At 65.4% G+C, this 14,092-nt stretch carries 15 protein-coding genes and 1 pseudogene; 4 read left to right on the forward strand and 12 right to left on the reverse strand.

From position 1 onward, the window contains the following. The 3 genes and pseudogenes from HUA76_RS32340 to HUA76_RS46565 all read right to left on the reverse strand — a co-directional run. Positions 1 to 216, reverse strand: a pseudogene (locus HUA76_RS32340) (hypothetical protein); the annotation flags it as partial. Positions 217 to 409: 193 nt separating this feature from the next. Then, positions 410 to 673 (reverse strand): hypothetical protein, encoded by a 264-nt coding sequence (locus HUA76_RS32345; protein ID WP_174463005.1) that lies wholly within the window; start codon positions 671 to 673, stop codon positions 410 to 412. Between the two features lie 548 nt (positions 674 to 1,221). Next, positions 1,222 to 1,749, reverse strand: coding sequence for a CAP domain-containing protein (locus HUA76_RS46565; RefSeq protein ID WP_371823549.1), 528 nt, complete (start codon positions 1,747 to 1,749; stop codon positions 1,222 to 1,224). On the opposite strand from HUA76_RS46565, the gene HUA76_RS32360 reads away from it, so the two are divergent. Next, positions 1,694 to 2,074, forward strand: a complete 381-nt coding sequence (locus tag HUA76_RS32360; RefSeq protein ID WP_174463007.1) for a hypothetical protein — start codon at positions 1,694 to 1,696, stop codon at positions 2,072 to 2,074. The two genes, HUA76_RS46565 and HUA76_RS32360, sit on opposite strands and share 56 nt — an antisense overlap. Positions 2,075 to 2,087: 13 nt before the next feature. Next, positions 2,088 to 2,345: a tyrosine-type recombinase/integrase gene (locus HUA76_RS46145; RefSeq protein ID WP_174463008.1), complete on the forward strand. Its 258-nt coding sequence runs from the start codon at positions 2,088 to 2,090 to the stop codon at positions 2,343 to 2,345. 285 nt (positions 2,346 to 2,630) lie between these two features. Here HUA76_RS46145 and HUA76_RS32370 read toward each other — a convergent pair whose 3' ends face one another. The 4 genes from HUA76_RS32370 to HUA76_RS32385 form a co-directional block, all read right to left on the reverse strand. Then, positions 2,631 to 3,353: an immunity 52 family protein gene (locus tag HUA76_RS32370; RefSeq protein ID WP_254614634.1), complete on the reverse strand. Its 723-nt coding sequence runs from the start codon at positions 3,351 to 3,353 to the stop codon at positions 2,631 to 2,633. Positions 3,354 to 3,367: 14 nt separating this feature from the next. Then, a complete protein-coding gene (locus tag HUA76_RS32375) occupies positions 3,368 to 4,828 on the reverse strand; it encodes a Tox-REase-5 domain-containing protein (protein WP_174463009.1) in 1,461 nt (486 codons plus the stop codon). 130 nt (positions 4,829 to 4,958) lie between these two features. Then, positions 4,959 to 5,873 carry a DUF2381 family protein gene (locus HUA76_RS32380; protein WP_174463010.1) on the reverse strand — a complete coding sequence of 305 codons (915 nt, stop codon included), beginning with the start codon at positions 5,871 to 5,873 and terminating at the stop codon, positions 4,959 to 4,961. Positions 5,874 to 5,914: 41 nt separating this feature from the next. After that, positions 5,915 to 7,759, reverse strand: a complete 1,845-nt coding sequence (locus HUA76_RS32385; protein WP_174463011.1) for a serine/threonine-protein kinase — start codon at positions 7,757 to 7,759, stop codon at positions 5,915 to 5,917. 199 nt (positions 7,760 to 7,958) lie between these two features. On the opposite strand from HUA76_RS32385, the gene HUA76_RS32390 reads away from it, so the two are divergent. Then, positions 7,959 to 8,315 carry a helix-turn-helix transcriptional regulator gene (locus HUA76_RS32390; protein WP_174463012.1) on the forward strand — a complete coding sequence of 119 codons (357 nt, stop codon included), beginning with the start codon at positions 7,959 to 7,961 and terminating at the stop codon, positions 8,313 to 8,315. 6 nt (positions 8,316 to 8,321) lie between these two features. Then, positions 8,322 to 8,681, forward strand: coding sequence for a helix-turn-helix domain-containing protein (locus HUA76_RS32395; RefSeq protein WP_174463013.1), 360 nt, complete (start codon positions 8,322 to 8,324; stop codon positions 8,679 to 8,681). On the opposite strand, the gene HUA76_RS32400 is transcribed toward HUA76_RS32395, so the two are convergent. The 5 genes from HUA76_RS32400 to HUA76_RS32420 all read right to left on the reverse strand — a co-directional run bounded on the left by HUA76_RS32400 (position 8,678) and on the right by HUA76_RS32420 (position 14,084). Next, a complete protein-coding gene (locus tag HUA76_RS32400; RefSeq protein ID WP_174463014.1) occupies positions 8,678 to 9,841 on the reverse strand; it encodes a serine/threonine-protein kinase in 1,164 nt (387 codons plus the stop codon). The two genes, HUA76_RS32395 and HUA76_RS32400, sit on opposite strands and share 4 nt — an antisense overlap. Before the next feature lie 103 nt (positions 9,842 to 9,944). Then, the gene (locus HUA76_RS32405) at positions 9,945 to 10,244 is read right to left on the reverse strand and encodes a hypothetical protein (RefSeq protein WP_174463015.1); all 300 of its coding nucleotides are present in this window, start codon (positions 10,242 to 10,244) and stop codon (positions 9,945 to 9,947) included. Next, the gene (locus HUA76_RS32410; RefSeq protein ID WP_254614635.1) at positions 10,241 to 10,747 is read right to left on the reverse strand and encodes a hypothetical protein; all 507 of its coding nucleotides are present in this window, start codon (positions 10,745 to 10,747) and stop codon (positions 10,241 to 10,243) included. The genes HUA76_RS32405 and HUA76_RS32410 overlap by 4 nt, the downstream gene beginning before the upstream one ends. A 98-nt stretch (positions 10,748 to 10,845) precedes the next feature. Continuing rightward, complete coding sequence (locus tag HUA76_RS32415; protein WP_174463016.1) at positions 10,846 to 13,245, reverse strand: fibronectin type III domain-containing protein; 2,400 nt, start codon at positions 13,243 to 13,245, stop codon at positions 10,846 to 10,848. A gap of 2 nt (positions 13,246 to 13,247) precedes the next feature. Beyond that, a complete protein-coding gene (locus HUA76_RS32420) occupies positions 13,248 to 14,084 on the reverse strand; it encodes a hypothetical protein (protein WP_174463017.1) in 837 nt (278 codons plus the stop codon). Between the last annotated feature and the right edge of the window lie 8 nt (positions 14,085 to 14,092).

Below are 14,092 nucleotides of genomic sequence, written 5' to 3' on the forward strand. Positions count from 1 at the left end.
GTTCGCGGTGCTGTGTGGATGGGCCAGCTCCCGGTCGGTCATCGGGATGCGCTTGGCGAATACCGGCACGCCGTCCACGTCGAGCACCGAGGTGCCACCGCCCACCCCCACGGCGTGGGTGGGCGCGGCTCGGAGGGCCGCCGCCAGCTCGTCGTCACTGTGGGCGGTGAGCCACGCAGAGATGCGGTCGTGGCGGAGGCGTCGAAGGGAGTGCATCGCACCCCATCATGCCAGTCGCCGGCGATCAATCCACGGCCGCTTGCCGGCGATGCGCCAAACCTCGACGACTCCCTCGGGCCGGGCGCCGCCGTGAGCTTCGTCCCGGCCCTTCCGCACCCTGCTGATCGCTTTGCCAGTCGCGCGTGGCAGCACGGGCGACACGGCAGCGATGTGAGGGGGCTGCTTGGCCTCAGGCCGTGGGTCGTGCCTTGGGGCACGCAGCGTGGTAGCGCCGCACGGGGGACGCGACCACCTCCACGGGAAGGAACCTCCCCCGTGGCCTCTCTGTCGATTCGAACCTCCGCCCCAGTGCGGACCTCGGCTTCTTGTACAGCGTGTACTGGAAGGCGCTGAGCGAGACCTCATGCCTGGTCGCGAACTGCTTCTGCGTCAGCCCGCTCGCCTCGAACTCTTCTACCAACTGCTTCCACTCATCCGGATTGGGTCGTCGCATGCCGGAGTGAACCGGCGGGTCCACCCCAGTTCAGGACGTCGGCCGTCGGTCGCTTACCAACACCGAGCACCTTCACTCCGCCATCCGCTTCGTCACGCCCGACGACAGGCACTTCGGTCGCGAGGCCTCGCTGCTGGCGCGACGCCACCAGGTGTACCAGCGCGCCCAATCCCGTCACCCGGAGCGCTGGAGCCGCGTCACGCGCAACTGGACTCCCGCGGGCTCCGTCCGCCTGGGCCCCTCGCCCAGTCTCACCCCGGCCGTGCAGGAGATGAAGCGCATCGGCTGAACCCTCTCACGCGACATCTACCTTGACGCTCACCGCCTGCGCGAGCCGCCTGAGACTCGTTGCACCTGCCAGACGCTCGGGAAGCGGTGCCCGTCTTCGTTGCTACCCATCCAGCGCCTTTCCCTCCTGGAATCCGCGAGCGCAGGTGGCGGGCTCTTCCCTATCGGCGTGGTGCACGGGAAGACCCCGGTCGACCTCCTGCTGCCGCTCGTGATACCGGGGTGCAAGGTTGGCAGAAACGTCGTTCCCCACAAACGCCTCAGTATGCCTTTGCGCCAACCATATTCCCACCGGGACCATAATTACACACAACAATATGCGACACCGCCAAGGGCTGACTGGCACTGGAGCAGCTCGCGACTGCACAGCCAATGGCCGTTGTTTTGCGCCAGACCAACTGCGTGTAGTGGCCATAAGCAGCATCGAACACAAAAGGATTGATGCTGCTCTGCGGAAAAAACCTGCGCTCGTTCCCCCAACCATTGACTGCCTGAGACACAAGCGCAGTAGTAGCTTTGCTATTCGGGTCGCTGGACGCACTCATATACAAATTCTGCCCTACATAACTCAAGAAGCCAGGGGTGGCTCGGCACGTATCATGCGCGAACTTACATTGCGAAGCCCAGCCCCGAGCAGCCTGAGCCAGTTCGTCGGACCAGACAACCTTCGGCAACGGGGGCTTCGCATCAACCACCGACGCACGAACTCGATTGTGCGCGTCAACCCACTCCTTGGCCCACTCGCTCGCTATAAGTGCTTTTATCGACTTACTCGAATCGGGCTTCAAGCAAATAGACGGCGTCGTCGATCCACAAACATTTTCCCGCCCGTCAAAAACACACGCTGCGGCTGCCCAAGCAATGCCCGGCAAGCCAGAGAACAGCAGAACAACGAGGGCACGATTGCAAGAGTTCATAAGCAAGACTCCTTCAAAGCAAGAAGTACTCGATACCCTACACCTGTTCCCTGAATTTGTCTCCCCGTGTGAGCATACTCCTGATTTCCGTCGCATCAGCCAGCCTGAAGCCAAGGGCATGCGGAACAGACATCGACAGGGGCAACTCGCCGACGAAATCGAGGTGGCGGTGAGCGTCAAGGTAGATATCACGTGAGAGGGCTCAGCCAATGCGCTCCACCTCCTGCACGCTCAGGGTGAGGTTCGGAGAGGGGCCGAGACGGACTATCGGATGGCATGCCTTGCGACACACCTTCGCCAGTCATCTGGTCATGAGGGGAGTGCCGCTCAAAGCCGTGCAAGAACTCTTGGGACACGCGTCCATTGAGATGACGATGCGATACGCGCACCTGAGTCCAGACGTGAAGAAGGATGCGGTTCGCGTGCTGGAGCAGCGTCCGGGGGGCACATTGGGGGCACCTGGCTAGAATCGGAAGAATTTCCTCAACGACTCTCGCCAGTTAGAAGTGCACGAGCCGGGAATCGAACCCGCTCCGGACGGTGCGAAACTCCCAGTAGAATCGCGCCCCTACCTCGTAACCGTCCGGAACGACTCAACTTTTGATTCCCGCCTCGTGCCCTTCCGTCCCGTCCTGTTCCGGTGCATTCCGCAGGCTCGTGCGACATACGTGCAACATGGCAGGGACGCCAGCGCAGGGCTCCAGGAGGAGTAGAGAGGGACCGAGCAGCGGACGACTCGGCCTCTCTTGTTCCTACGGCTGGGCCTGGAGCGGCTTCAATAGTCCAGCTCGGTCCAGCAGTTCTCGCACCCGCTCAGCCAGCGCAACGTGCTCCGGATTGCTGGCCGTGAAGCGCTCGGGAGTGAGAATGACGAGGGTGCCCTTGTCCTCTACGGGCTCAATGCGCACCGGGGACGGGAGCGGGGGCACGACACCGAGCCGCTGGGCGAAGTACGTTACCCACCCAATTTGCACGTTGGCCCGTCCTGTCGGGTCGGCAATTTCCCGATGCGCATGAGACATGGCAACACCCCAGTCAGGGTCTAACGCTGTCGCCATGCTCCTAAGAAGTCCGCTCAACGTTTGTGCCGTCAAGATGCGTTCAGCACTTGCACCATGAATGGGTAACTCAAAGAGCCAGAAATTGTTCACCCATTCGGAGTAGATGCCCACGGCTGCATCAAAACTGCATGCATCGGAGTCCTCAGAGGCACCGTTCCATCCGCTTATGCGGTAACCAAGATCTTCATGATACCGATCCTTCGTGCGCTCCAGCACCTTTGCGAGTTCATCCTGATTGGGCGTGACCGGCTTCTTCAAAGCGTCCTTTCGCGCCTTGCTCTGTCTGAACCAGCTAGCGAACGACGCCTCAACCCCAGCGATAGATTCGAGCAAGGCCACCACGCGAGATGCGCATTCGTCCGGTGATTCCTTGCGAGCGCGCCAGTAAGTAGCGGCATAGTAGGTCTCCATCATTCTCTGTCTCCTCATCAAAGGGGAGGTGTAAAAACAACCTCAATCCCTTTGGCTCCTCTGTCCTGAAGTATCTTCCGAAGTGCTGGAACGGCGGCTTCCTCTGCGACATGCCAACGGATGGGCATCCCTTTGGCCGCTTTCATCTGTCGGAGCGCCTGTTCGCCAAGAGCCTTTGCCCCCGAGTTCTTGAACCAGCGTTTCGGGTCCAGCCCCTCGAAGAACTTGGCATAGCCCGGCCCCTTCGCTTCCTGGAGTACGCCCTTCTCGAATCCATCGAACTTCACGCCTCCGCTGTCCTTGCCGACACCTCCGACCCAGTATGCATCGTCGGCGGTGTGGCCCGTGATCTGTTCCTGGTAGCGCCGCGCACGGGGGGACATGGATTCCTTGGCCGGTCCCCACTGGCCGGGCCCTTTCGACGGTGCCCCGCTCTTCGCGGCCGTGCTCGCTCGCTGAAGGATGATTGCCGCGCCGGGGCCGCCACTCAGCACCGCCGCCGCGCGTCCCACCGGCACCGCAACACGTTCCATCGCGAGAGCGCCCTGGGCCGAGAGCGACAGGACCGGCACTTCCGCTGTAGCGAGCGTCGCACCTTGCAGCGTGCGCGTTGCGGCAGACGCGGTGCCCCATGTGGCGATGAGGTTCGTGACCAGCTTGGACACGGCCTGAATCTGCTCGCCGCGCGTCATGTACTGGAAGCGCTCCATGTACTCGGGTGACGACTCCAGCAGCGCCGCCACGGCTTCGGGCATCTGTCGGAGCGCCGCGAGGTTGTCAGCGGGCGACGTCGAGAAGAACTGCCCCACCGCCAGAGCCAGCCCGACGAATGCCTCTTCGGCTCCGTCCAGTGTGCGGCTCAGGTAGTCGGCATCGTCGTGGACGTCCGCGAAGGCGCCTCCTCCCGTCTCCTCCAGCCGTGCGTTCAGCTCCCGGAAGACACCTCCCTTGCCCGAGTAGAAGACGCCCAACTCGAACTGGCCTACCCGAAAGGCACCGTCCTTCCACTCCACGGCGCCCACGCGCTGCTGGGTCTGCCCGCTGCGTACCCACGCGAGGCACCCGTCAGGACGGAGGACCGCCAGTTGCGTGAAGCGGCCCACCCGCCGCACCAGCTCGGCGCGCGCCACTTCGCCCGCGACCAGTATTTCGCGCAGCATGAAGCCCACCGCGACTCGGGCCGGAAACTGCCCCAGCGTCACGTCCTTGCCCGTCAGCGCCTCCAGCAGCCGCGCTGCATGTGTCGGCGTGAGCGAACTGCCTGCCACGGGACGCTCGTCCCGATCCTCCAGCCCCGCGTCGCGAAGCAGCGCATCGAACGCATCGCTCCTCTGTCCTCGGGAATGCCGAGCCTCCGTTTCCCCTTCCCCGAGTAGTGCGGAACGCTGCTGGAAAGTGCGCCTGCGCGTCGAGGGCTCAACGCCAGCGCATCCCGTTACGAAGAGAACGGCGCACAGTATCCAGCGGACAGCACACATTCTTCACCCCCATGCCTCTCTCCAAGGAAGGCAAGTGGGTTGAATGCTGGCATTCCCGTCTGACAAACGGCTGGGAACCGACAGCGCGACAGAATCTTACAACGTCACGCCGACATCCCTCGAAGCGCCCTCAGGGGAAGGTCACGTTGCTAATCGTCACCGTGCGCGGCCCGTCGGCCTCCCATAGCTTGAGGGAGAACGTTCCTTGAGATGCGTTCGCTGGAGCCTCGGCCTCAACGATCACCCGCTTCGCGGCATCGGAAGTAATCGGCGCTTCTTGCCAAACACTCAGTACTTTCAAGTCTACGCCAGACTGTTCCTTCAGTGTCGCGCCGCTAGCAGACCAAGGTTGGCCTCCACGCGTGTCCTCCAGCAAGACTTCCACAGCAACGCGATTCTTCGAGCGATAGCTCCGAACTTGTTGGGATGGCTTGATTGCACTTCTCGAATCAAGCAGAAGCGACTTGTTCAATGGCATTCCAACCACCCCATGAACGTCCATGTCACCCATCGCAAGCAGCCCAGTCAAACCACCGGGAACCTTATGCTCCAAGACAAGCCGCGCATTCTCTTCCTTAAACCGGATCGCTTCCGCACGCGCCTCGACGGCCTCCTGTTGATACGACTCGACGGTCCTTGAGCTTCGGAACACCTCCACAACAGCGTTGGCCTTTGCGGGATGTACCACCAGCAGAAATGAGGCCCCTGTTGGTGCAGCACCGTCGCGAAACCTTACAGAAAAGCGCAACCGTTCGCCGGGGCTAGCACGAGGCGACAGCGCCAATCTCACTGTCGCCTGCCCCACGTCGACGCGCGTGAAGAGGTTCCGGCCCTCAATCTCTATGCTGTCTGAAACTACATCTGCATCAAAGAGCAATACAGTAGACAAGCCTGGGCTCACGAAAACCTCGGCAGCCGTGCGGACCGTATCCGGTAGCAAGTCGATGCGCCGAGTGCCCACCCCCAATGCCATGTTTTCCTGGGCCTTCGCCCCTCCAGCAGCCAGCAGGAGACACAGGAGGAAGGCCGGTGAAAATACTTGCATCCAGTTGCTACTCCCGTGTGCGAATGCCCGCGCCCATTGAATCACTCAAACTCGGCCACAGCCTTTACGTCTCCACTTGAGAAGACACGGACACTCGCGGAGTCAGCGTTGACTGATTCCAGCTCCAAACCCTTTTCCAACGATGCCGTCCGCAGTTCCAGGCACACCGGGAAGCTATCCCCTCCGCGAGTGCGTGCTCGGGTAAACCGGCCATAGAGGCGGTCACTCACCGAAAGGCGCCCCGAGAAGACTGTCCCACTCGGAATTCGCTCCCAGTTGCCCAGAAGTGTCACTTCTGCCGGTCCTTCTCTGACGGTAACGACTGCGGCACCGCCGCCCTTAACAGGAAGCTTTGCATCGTGGTGATCCCCCACCTCGACGCCCCACTTCTCCATCGCCTCGACAGCACCAGCCGGGCACGACTCGGGCGGCGGGGGTGGACGCACCTGCGTGCCGGGGCAACCCAGTGCCGAGCACGTCACTGCTGCGGCAACTACCCTACTCATGATGCCCGTGCCCTTCTTCGCGGGCTTCGGCGGCGTCGGGATTTCGGTCTTCTCCATCTTCACAGTTGTGGCCTCGGGAAGCATCGCGGGAACGGCGACGACCGCAGGGGTTGCCTCCGTTCCGATGGGGGGAGCTGCGGCCTGGACAGCTTGGGACGAACTCCCAATGCGCGCTACTTCCTGACGGGTCGGTACGGCCCCCGCGACGCGTGACGTCCGCCAGCTCCATAGGGCCCCCACCGCGACGAGTACCATGGCCAACGCCACGGCTGCCCAGGTCCAAGCGGGGCGCACGGGCCACGACACGTGCTCCGTCGTGGGAGCCTTCTCTTCGGGTGCTCGGACCTCGCACGCGGGCAGGGGCTCTTCCCTCGCCACATGGGGACGCTTGCCACGCCGGGGCCGGTGGAGGGGCGCGAGCAGCCACCTGTCGTGGCTATCCCTGTCTCCCTCCGTCGTCGCGGAGTCCTCACCGTAAGAGTCGCACAGCGGCAGGTCCCACGCCGCGTCCGCGTCGCGAAGCGCTTCCTCCAGGGCCACGCGAAGTGCCTGCGCACTGGGCACTCGCGTCGCGGGAGTCTTCTCCAGCAGCCGCATGCACAAGTCACTCAGCGCCACGGGAACGCGCTCGTTCACCGCGCGCGGCGACATCGGTGCGGCGGAGATGACAGCCTCGGTCCTGATGTAGTCATCAGGTCCCTCGAAGGGAACGCGCGCGGTGAGAAGCTTGTAGAGGACGACGCCCAACGCCCACAGGTCGTCCGAGGGCGTGGGTGCATAGCTGGCCCCGGGAACGCGCACATTCTGACGGAAGTACGTCCACGCCTCCGGTGAGCGGTACTCGGGCGTCCCTGGCGGGAGGATGTCCGACGTGATTCCCCGCGCGCCCTCGAAGTCGCCTACGCCGAAGTCCACCAGCTTGGCCGCACCATCCGAAGCGCGGACCATAACGTTGGCCTCCTTGACGTCGCGATGAAGGACATCCGCCCCGTGGGCCGCCTCCAGCGCTCGCGCCACGTCCAGCACGACACGGGCCACCTGACGCGCGGAAGGGTTCTCCTCGCTTGCCCAGGCGTCGAGTTGGCGCCCCTCCACGTACTCCATGACGATGACGGCGAACTCCGGGGATGCCGTGGGCCATCGCCCGAAGCCGAGAATGCCCACCACGTTGGGGTGATTCAGCTTCAGCAGGATGGAGACTTCGCGCTGCACCCTCTCGCCCACCCGCGCCACGTCCAAGAGCTTCAACGCGGCAGACTGCCCATCGCACCGCGCGAGGTACACGGCGCCAAAGCCACCACTGCCCAGGCGCCGCTCCACCGTATAGCCCACCACCTGGGAGCCGGGCGCCAGCACCGCAAGGGACGGCCCGTTCCTCATGGCGTCCTCCTCTCGGTTCTCACGGTGCCACTCTCTTGCATTTGTTTGCCTCCCAGCGGGCGGCGCACGCTACCAGACACATCACCCAACGTGGAGTCCATCCTCGCCAAGCCAGAACAGGGCAGGACGTACTAGGTCCAACGCTTCATGCGTGACTCTAGGGGTTCAATTCTGAGTCGCTTTCGGCTACACAGGAGGGATGAAGGCAGCCACGTCCCTTCCCCCCTCCCCCTCACCACTCCCTATCGTCATTGGTTGCGCCGCTCGCGTCGCTCGCAAACGCCTGGGATTGACACAGGCCGAAGTAGCCCGGCGCGTGGGGATTGTCCTCACTGTCTACAACCGCTTGGAGCGAGGGAGGATGCAGCCCAGCGTCTCGACACTTCACCGACTTTGTGAGGTGCTGGATGCGTCGCCCAACGAGCTGATGGGGCACTCGCCCGCCTTGCCTCCAGACGAGGACCCGCCAGCGCGGCTCCGACTCTTCTTCTACGTGCGCCAACTGGATGATGCTCGGGTAAGAGCGATTCTCGAACTCATCTCTCCCCCTCGGTGAAGGCTCATGAACGAAGAACTCGCGATAACTATCGGCGCAGCGGCCCGCGAGGCGCGCGAGAAGCTGGGGCTGACACGGGCCGAGGTTGCCGAGCGCGTGGGCCTCGTGCACGCCGTCTACAATCGCCTGGAGCGAGGGAAGATGTTGCCCAGCGTTCCCTCCCTCTTCCGACTCTGCGCGGAGTTGCACGTGTCCCCCGAGGTGCTGCTGGGCTTGACGCCACCAGGGGCAGGAAAGAAGGCGCCGCGCGCAACCCCTCGCGAGGAGGAGACACCCGAGCTGCGCCGCCTTCTCACCCTGGCGCGGAAGCTGGACGAGGAGAAGCTCGACGCCCTCGTTCACGTGGCCACCGCCCTGTCGCGCTAGCCCTTCTTCGCGAGCGCGTGCAGTTCGTGCTCCTCCAGCCCCTCGGGGTAGAGGCCCACCTCACCGAACTCCACCATGTCGCGATGGCCTCCGCCCTCCGCGACGACGCGGCGCACCTCCTCCAGTACGTCCTGGCGCCCATAGCCCGGGTGCCGCTTGGCCAAGGCCGCCCTCAGCACGTCGCGCATGTCTGCCGCCGTGGCGAAGCGCTCCTCAGGGACGACACGCAGGGCGGTGTGCAGAATCGCCTTCATGTCTGGCGCCAGACCCTTCACCGCACGCTCGACGTCCTCCGGACCGAAGCTGGCGAGCAGCGTCCGCATCTGCGTCAGGGGCAGGGAGGGAATGTACTCAGTGAACAGGTGACGCATGCCCTCGGGCAGGGGCGGCACGTCCTCCACGTCGAAGAGGTGCGTACCCGTCAGCAACTCCACGAGCAGGACGCCCAGGCTGAAGACGTCAGAACGCGGGGACAGAGGGCCTCGCTCCAGGTACTCGGGCGAGGCATAGGCGACGTCGCCCCTCACCAGACTTGCAGGCGACTCGGTGCGCCCCACCAGCAACGAATAGGACGCGCCAAAGTTGGCCAGCTTCACTTCCCCATGGGCACCCACGAAGACATGCCGGGGATTGACGTCCCGGTGGATGATGCCCAGCGGCTTGCCATCCTCCCCCTTCAACGTGTGGGCGTAGTGCAGGGCTTCCGCCAACTCGACGCCCGTATAGAGAGCGAAGGCTTCCGAGACGGGCTTGCCGCGCACCACGCCCGCGCTCACCAGCGTCTCCAAGGAAGGGCCGTCCACGTACTCCATGACGACGTGGGGCGCGTCCCGGTGAATCTTCAGGTGGAACACCTGGGCGATGCCAGGATGGCAGAGGCGAAAGGCGAGCTGAATCTCATCGGAGAGTCGCTTGCGCTCCGAGTACGTTGAAGGGCTCGGAAGGCGCCGCACAAGGCAGGGGCCCGGAAGCGCCTCCTCCAGCGCGTAGCGGTGGGCCAGCAGCAGGGTTTCTCCAGTCTGCATTCGGACCAGCTCGCGGACGACCTCGTACCGGACACCGCCCACTTTGAAGAGAGGTTGGGGCGCGTCCGGAGTCGCAGGGTAGGACTTGCGACTTGACTTGGGGAAGGTTCTGCCACTGTCCGTAGAGGGAGGCATGAGTCCTCGGGAGCAAGAGAGGCACCGCACTGACGCTCCCGAGGATTCTCGGCAGATGGCATCTGAAAAGTCCAGGCTTCGTAGACCTTTTAGATTCTCACCTTCAACGGATGAGCTGCGCCACGGTGAATCCCAACCCCACGCCAAGGGCAAGCGACACCAGCACCTTGACCAGCGGCACGTCCCCCGCGTGCTGGCGCAGCTCCTCGTTCTCGGCATGGAGGCGCCGCACCTCCCGGGCCGTGTCAACGCACCGCTGCGTGGACAACCAGCAGCCCTCGGAGACCGCCACCGTGCGCCCGTCCTGAAGCGTCACGGTGGCGCGGGCCACGTCCAGCACCTCCTCCTCGGCACGTACCGGCCCCGCGAGCACGAGGGCCAGCACCAGGCCAAACCACCTCACGGCTTGCGGCCCTTGTGGAGCTGCTCCAGGACGGCCACCGCCGCCGCCTTGCCGGCAATCTCCCCGGCGGCCAGCTCTCCCGCCTCCTCGGCCTTCCGCGTCGCCGCGTCACCGAAGAGGAGCGCCTTCAGCACGGAGAAGCCACCCGCCGCCCCCAAGCCGATGCCCAGGGCCTTCAGCAGCAGCGCCCAGGTGAAGGACTCGCCCGCTACCAGCGCGTTGGCTACCGCACCCGCTACGGCCACCAGCAGCGCCAGCACCGCGCCAGCGCGCGAGGACGCGAGCCACGGAAAGAGAGTGCCACCGAAGCGGCGCAGCGCATAGACGACAGCCACCACCGCGAGGGACGCGACGAGAGCCCAGTTGCGAGACGTCACCGCGTCGAACACGAGGCGCGCGAACTCCTCGATGCGGCTCGGGTCCGGAACACCGGGCGACTCGGCGGCCAGGGCGGAAGATGCGAGCAGGAGGGAAGCAGCCAGGAGCAAAGAGGGACGGAGCATGGTGAGCCTTTCGGGCGGAAGGCACGGCGCCATGCCGCACAGCTCCCGCTCTCCCTCTCTTCAATGGGGACACTTTCCGGCCGTGGCCCACGCCCTCCCTATTGCTCGGCGCGGAAGCGCACCCCGTCGAGGCTCACCCAGACAGCCCCAGCAGGGACGCTGAACACCTGCAACGTCCCATCCGGGTTGAGCTGACCAAGGCCCAGGCCGTGGCTCGTAGGAAGCGCGAGGACGCGCGGACTGCTGGGGCGGTAGCCCACCGGCAGTCGGTACACGGTGACGTAGCCCACCGTCCCCGGACGCACGGCACCGCGCATGGACACCTCGTTGTCGCTGTTCTTGTAGTAGCCCAGCGGCCACGCAGCGGCGTCCCAAGCCGTCCACCCGTTCTCCAAGTCGTTGAGCTGGTCCGTGCGGATGCCAACCCACGGCTCGACGAGGCCGCCCACGCGCTCCAGCCGCACGGAGTCGACGTAAACCCAAGGCGCTCCGGTGGTGAGCGGCACGAAGAGGCGCACCTGCACGTAGCGTGTCCCTGTCGGCGCGGCATGGAAGCCGGTGAGGCGCTGCCACCCGCCGGCAGGCAACGCGCGGCTGGTGCTCGACGTGGACAGCGCGTTGAAAGCGCCGTCGTACCAGACGAGCTGGACGTTCAGCACCGTGCCGAGCTGCGTTGTCTTCGCCAGGGCGTCCACGCTGTATTTGTCCCCGGGCCGGGCAATCATCGCCTGGGAGTCGAGGCGCGTCCCGCTCGCCAGCAGTCGCACCGCGCGCTGGCCGGTGTAGGCGTCTTGCGTCACCTGGGCATGTCCGGCCCACAGTCCCGCGCCCATGGCCCATGCGTCCGGTGGTGAGGACTCCACGCTCCACGCCTCGAAGTCCGGATTGGGTGGCGACTCACCGAAGGCGACGCCGGGCATCAACGTGGCGGGCGTCACGTAGGCCGTGGTGACAGGCACCGCCTCCGAAGGCGCCCCGACGTTGCCCTTCACATCCCGCCCCACCACCCGGCAGAAGTACGTCACGCCCGGCTTCAAGTTGGACAACTGGAAGGACGTCGCCCGCGCGCGCTCTTGGAAGGTGGCCGCAGAAGGGACGAAGTCCGGCTCCCGCGAGACGTGCAGCTCGTACTCGTCCCACTTAGGGCCAGAGGGGGCCGGCGTCCACGCCACGGTGAAGCCGTTGACGATGGGCGTCGTCTTCAGCTGCTGGGGCGCCGCCGGGCCGGTGAAAGGCGCGCTCGGGGCGATGCCGGGACGCGCATCGCGCTCCATCCACTCGCGCACAGACGTCGAGGGCTGCCCGCGCAGCACCAGCTTCATGCGGGCAGTGCCATCCGTCGCGCATTCGTGCTCAAGCTCCTGGACGGCGAGCCGCTGCGCCGTGTCTAGGCGGACGCCATCCGGCTCCACGCGCACCAGGTCCCCCAGCTCCATGCCCGGGTGAGGGTCCACCGTCATGCTCACCGTGAGGGGAGAGACGGAGAGGTCCGCCACCGCCGCATCCGCGAGGCGCTGCGCCTCGGCGCCCGTGTTGATGTTGCTGGAAGCGTCCTCGGCCAACTGCATCCAGCGCCGCCCCACCTGCGCCCGCGCCGTGGGGTTGCTGGCTGTCACCTTCTTCCGCTTCGGCACACCCGACGCGTCGAGGTCCGCCCTGTCGCTGTAAACCACCTCGACGTCCGTGCGGATGTCCACGAGCTGGCGCGTCACCGAGTCGAGGTCCGCGTACTCGTCCGGGCCATAGGCCCATTCCTCGGCCGTCTGGAGTCGGTCCGGCGCGTAGAGCGTCAGCGCGTAGGCACCGGTACTTGCCCGCCACTTCATGCGGCAGTCCCAGCCGATTCGCTGCGCGAGGGTGCGCACCGCATCGAGGATGGGCTCCGCCTTCTGCGCGTACCGCCCCCGTTGGGAGAGCGGGTCCACCGGCACGTAGAGGCCGAAGCTGGCCATGCCGTTGTCATTGCAAAGGGCCTGGATGATGGCCTGCACCGGCACGCCCACGGTGTCGTTACCGTATTCGCGCTCAACCTCGATGACGGTGTCCTGGAGCAGCCCGCCCAAGTCGCGCCCCACCACCTTCAATTCCTCGGGACCCGTGTCCACCTCGTCAATGCGGCCCCGGAAGACCTCGAAGTAGTCCTCCTCTCTCGGCACGCCCCCCGGCGCTGCCAGCCCCAGCTCGATGCGGAAGTAGGCCGCCTCCGCGAGCAACGGGACGAAGCTGCCTCGGGTGGTGTTGGCGAGGGACTGCACCACCAGGGGCGATAGGGATATACGCCCTCCTCCAGCTCCGTTGCGTGCGAGGGCCACCTCCGCCTCGGCCACGGGTGCGTCGAGCTTCTCGTTGATGCGCACGCCCAGCACCCAGTCCGCACCGAAGAGAGTTTGCAGGTTGAGCCAAACACCTTGCCCGTCACGCACCCAGACGCGGGGATGCGTCGAGTAGCCCGTGGGGCTGGTGAGGAGAGCGGCCTGGAAGGACGAAAGCGGACGCATGCTCAGCGCTCCTGCAACTCGAAGTCGAACTCCTGGCCCAGCACGCGCGCGCCGTTTTGCCACCACTCCACGGCGCGCCCCTGACCCACCTTGCCCAGCACCACGCGCGGCTCGTACATCGCGGGGCCCGAGGCCACGTGGTACGGGTACGGGGCGCCGAAGGGCTGGCCAGTGGCGTACCAGGGCGTCACCCACGAACCGGGCGCCACCCATGGAAGGATGACGAGGTCATCCACCAGCAGCGCCGCATTGGTGGGGTTGCCGATGCCGCCGCCAAACCCGCCGAGGATTCGCAGTGTCACGTCCCCCGCCGGAAGCGCTCCAGCCCCGTCCACGACGAGCGCGCCGCTGTTGGGCGTAGTGGAATCGACGCGCCCATCACTGGAAACGAAGTGGCCCGCCCGGTGGATGAAGTGAGTCCAACTGGCTTGCCCCTCCAGCTTCCACCAGTAGGCCACCGTCCACTTCGAGCCCATGCCCGTCAGGAACGTGGCGCTGGAGTTGGCGGCCATGCGCAGGCACGCACCATAGCGCCCACCCGCGACACCCGCCGTCACCGTGCCAGTGGTGGCGCTCGGCAGGAGGAAGGCGTTGCTGCGCATGCCCGCCTCGAAGCTCCACACGTGGCCCTCGCCCTTGAGGAGCCCCCGGTATGCGCGGGCGTCCTCCTGGGAGAGCGGCCCCGTGTTCCCCGCGTACGAGAGGACTTCTCGCCGCTCGCTGGTTCGCAGCCACCCAGAGAAGGCGCGGCGGTGTTCCCCCAGCAACGTGGGTGTGTACGTGAGGCCCCGTTCGGTGAGCACCGGCAAGGGGATTCCAGAGAGAGCGAGCGCGGCCATGGTGGGAG

Source organism: Myxococcus sp. CA056 (assembly GCF_013336715.1).
In the GTDB taxonomy this organism is placed as follows: domain Bacteria; phylum Myxococcota; class Myxococcia; order Myxococcales; family Myxococcaceae; genus Myxococcus; species Myxococcus llanfairpwllgwyngyllgogerychwyrndrobwllllantysiliogogogochensis.

What these genes read in the sequence shown, in the direction of transcription:
- HUA76_RS32345 (WP_174463005.1), bottom strand. Translation starts at nt 673, where the DNA reads ATGCGACGACCCAATCCGGATGAGTGGAAGCAGTTGGTAGAAGAGTTC.
- HUA76_RS46145 (WP_174463008.1), top strand. Translation starts at nt 2,088, where the DNA reads ATGCGCTCCACCTCCTGCACGCTCAGGGTGAGGTTCGGAGAGGGGCCG.
- HUA76_RS32370 (WP_254614634.1), bottom strand. Translation starts at nt 3,353, where the DNA reads ATGATGGAGACCTACTATGCCGCTACTTACTGGCGCGCTCGCAAGGAA.
- HUA76_RS32375 (WP_174463009.1), bottom strand. Translation starts at nt 4,828, where the DNA reads ATGTGTGCTGTCCGCTGGATACTGTGCGCCGTTCTCTTCGTAACGGGA.
- HUA76_RS32380 (WP_174463010.1), bottom strand. Translation starts at nt 5,873, where the DNA reads ATGCAAGTATTTTCACCGGCCTTCCTCCTGTGTCTCCTGCTGGCTGCT.
- HUA76_RS32385 (WP_174463011.1), bottom strand. Translation starts at nt 7,759, where the DNA reads ATGAGGAACGGGCCGTCCCTTGCGGTGCTGGCGCCCGGCTCCCAGGTG.
- HUA76_RS32390 (WP_174463012.1), top strand. Translation starts at nt 7,959, where the DNA reads ATGAAGGCAGCCACGTCCCTTCCCCCCTCCCCCTCACCACTCCCTATC.
- HUA76_RS32395 (WP_174463013.1), top strand. Translation starts at nt 8,322, where the DNA reads ATGAACGAAGAACTCGCGATAACTATCGGCGCAGCGGCCCGCGAGGCG.
- HUA76_RS32400 (WP_174463014.1), bottom strand. Translation starts at nt 9,841, where the DNA reads ATGCCTCCCTCTACGGACAGTGGCAGAACCTTCCCCAAGTCAAGTCGC.
- HUA76_RS32410 (WP_254614635.1), bottom strand. Translation starts at nt 10,747, where the DNA reads ATGCTCCGTCCCTCTTTGCTCCTGGCTGCTTCCCTCCTGCTCGCATCT.
- HUA76_RS32415 (WP_174463016.1), bottom strand. Translation starts at nt 13,245, where the DNA reads ATGCGTCCGCTTTCGTCCTTCCAGGCCGCTCTCCTCACCAGCCCCACG.
- HUA76_RS32420 (WP_174463017.1), bottom strand. Translation starts at nt 14,084, where the DNA reads ATGGCCGCGCTCGCTCTCTCTGGAATCCCCTTGCCGGTGCTCACCGAA.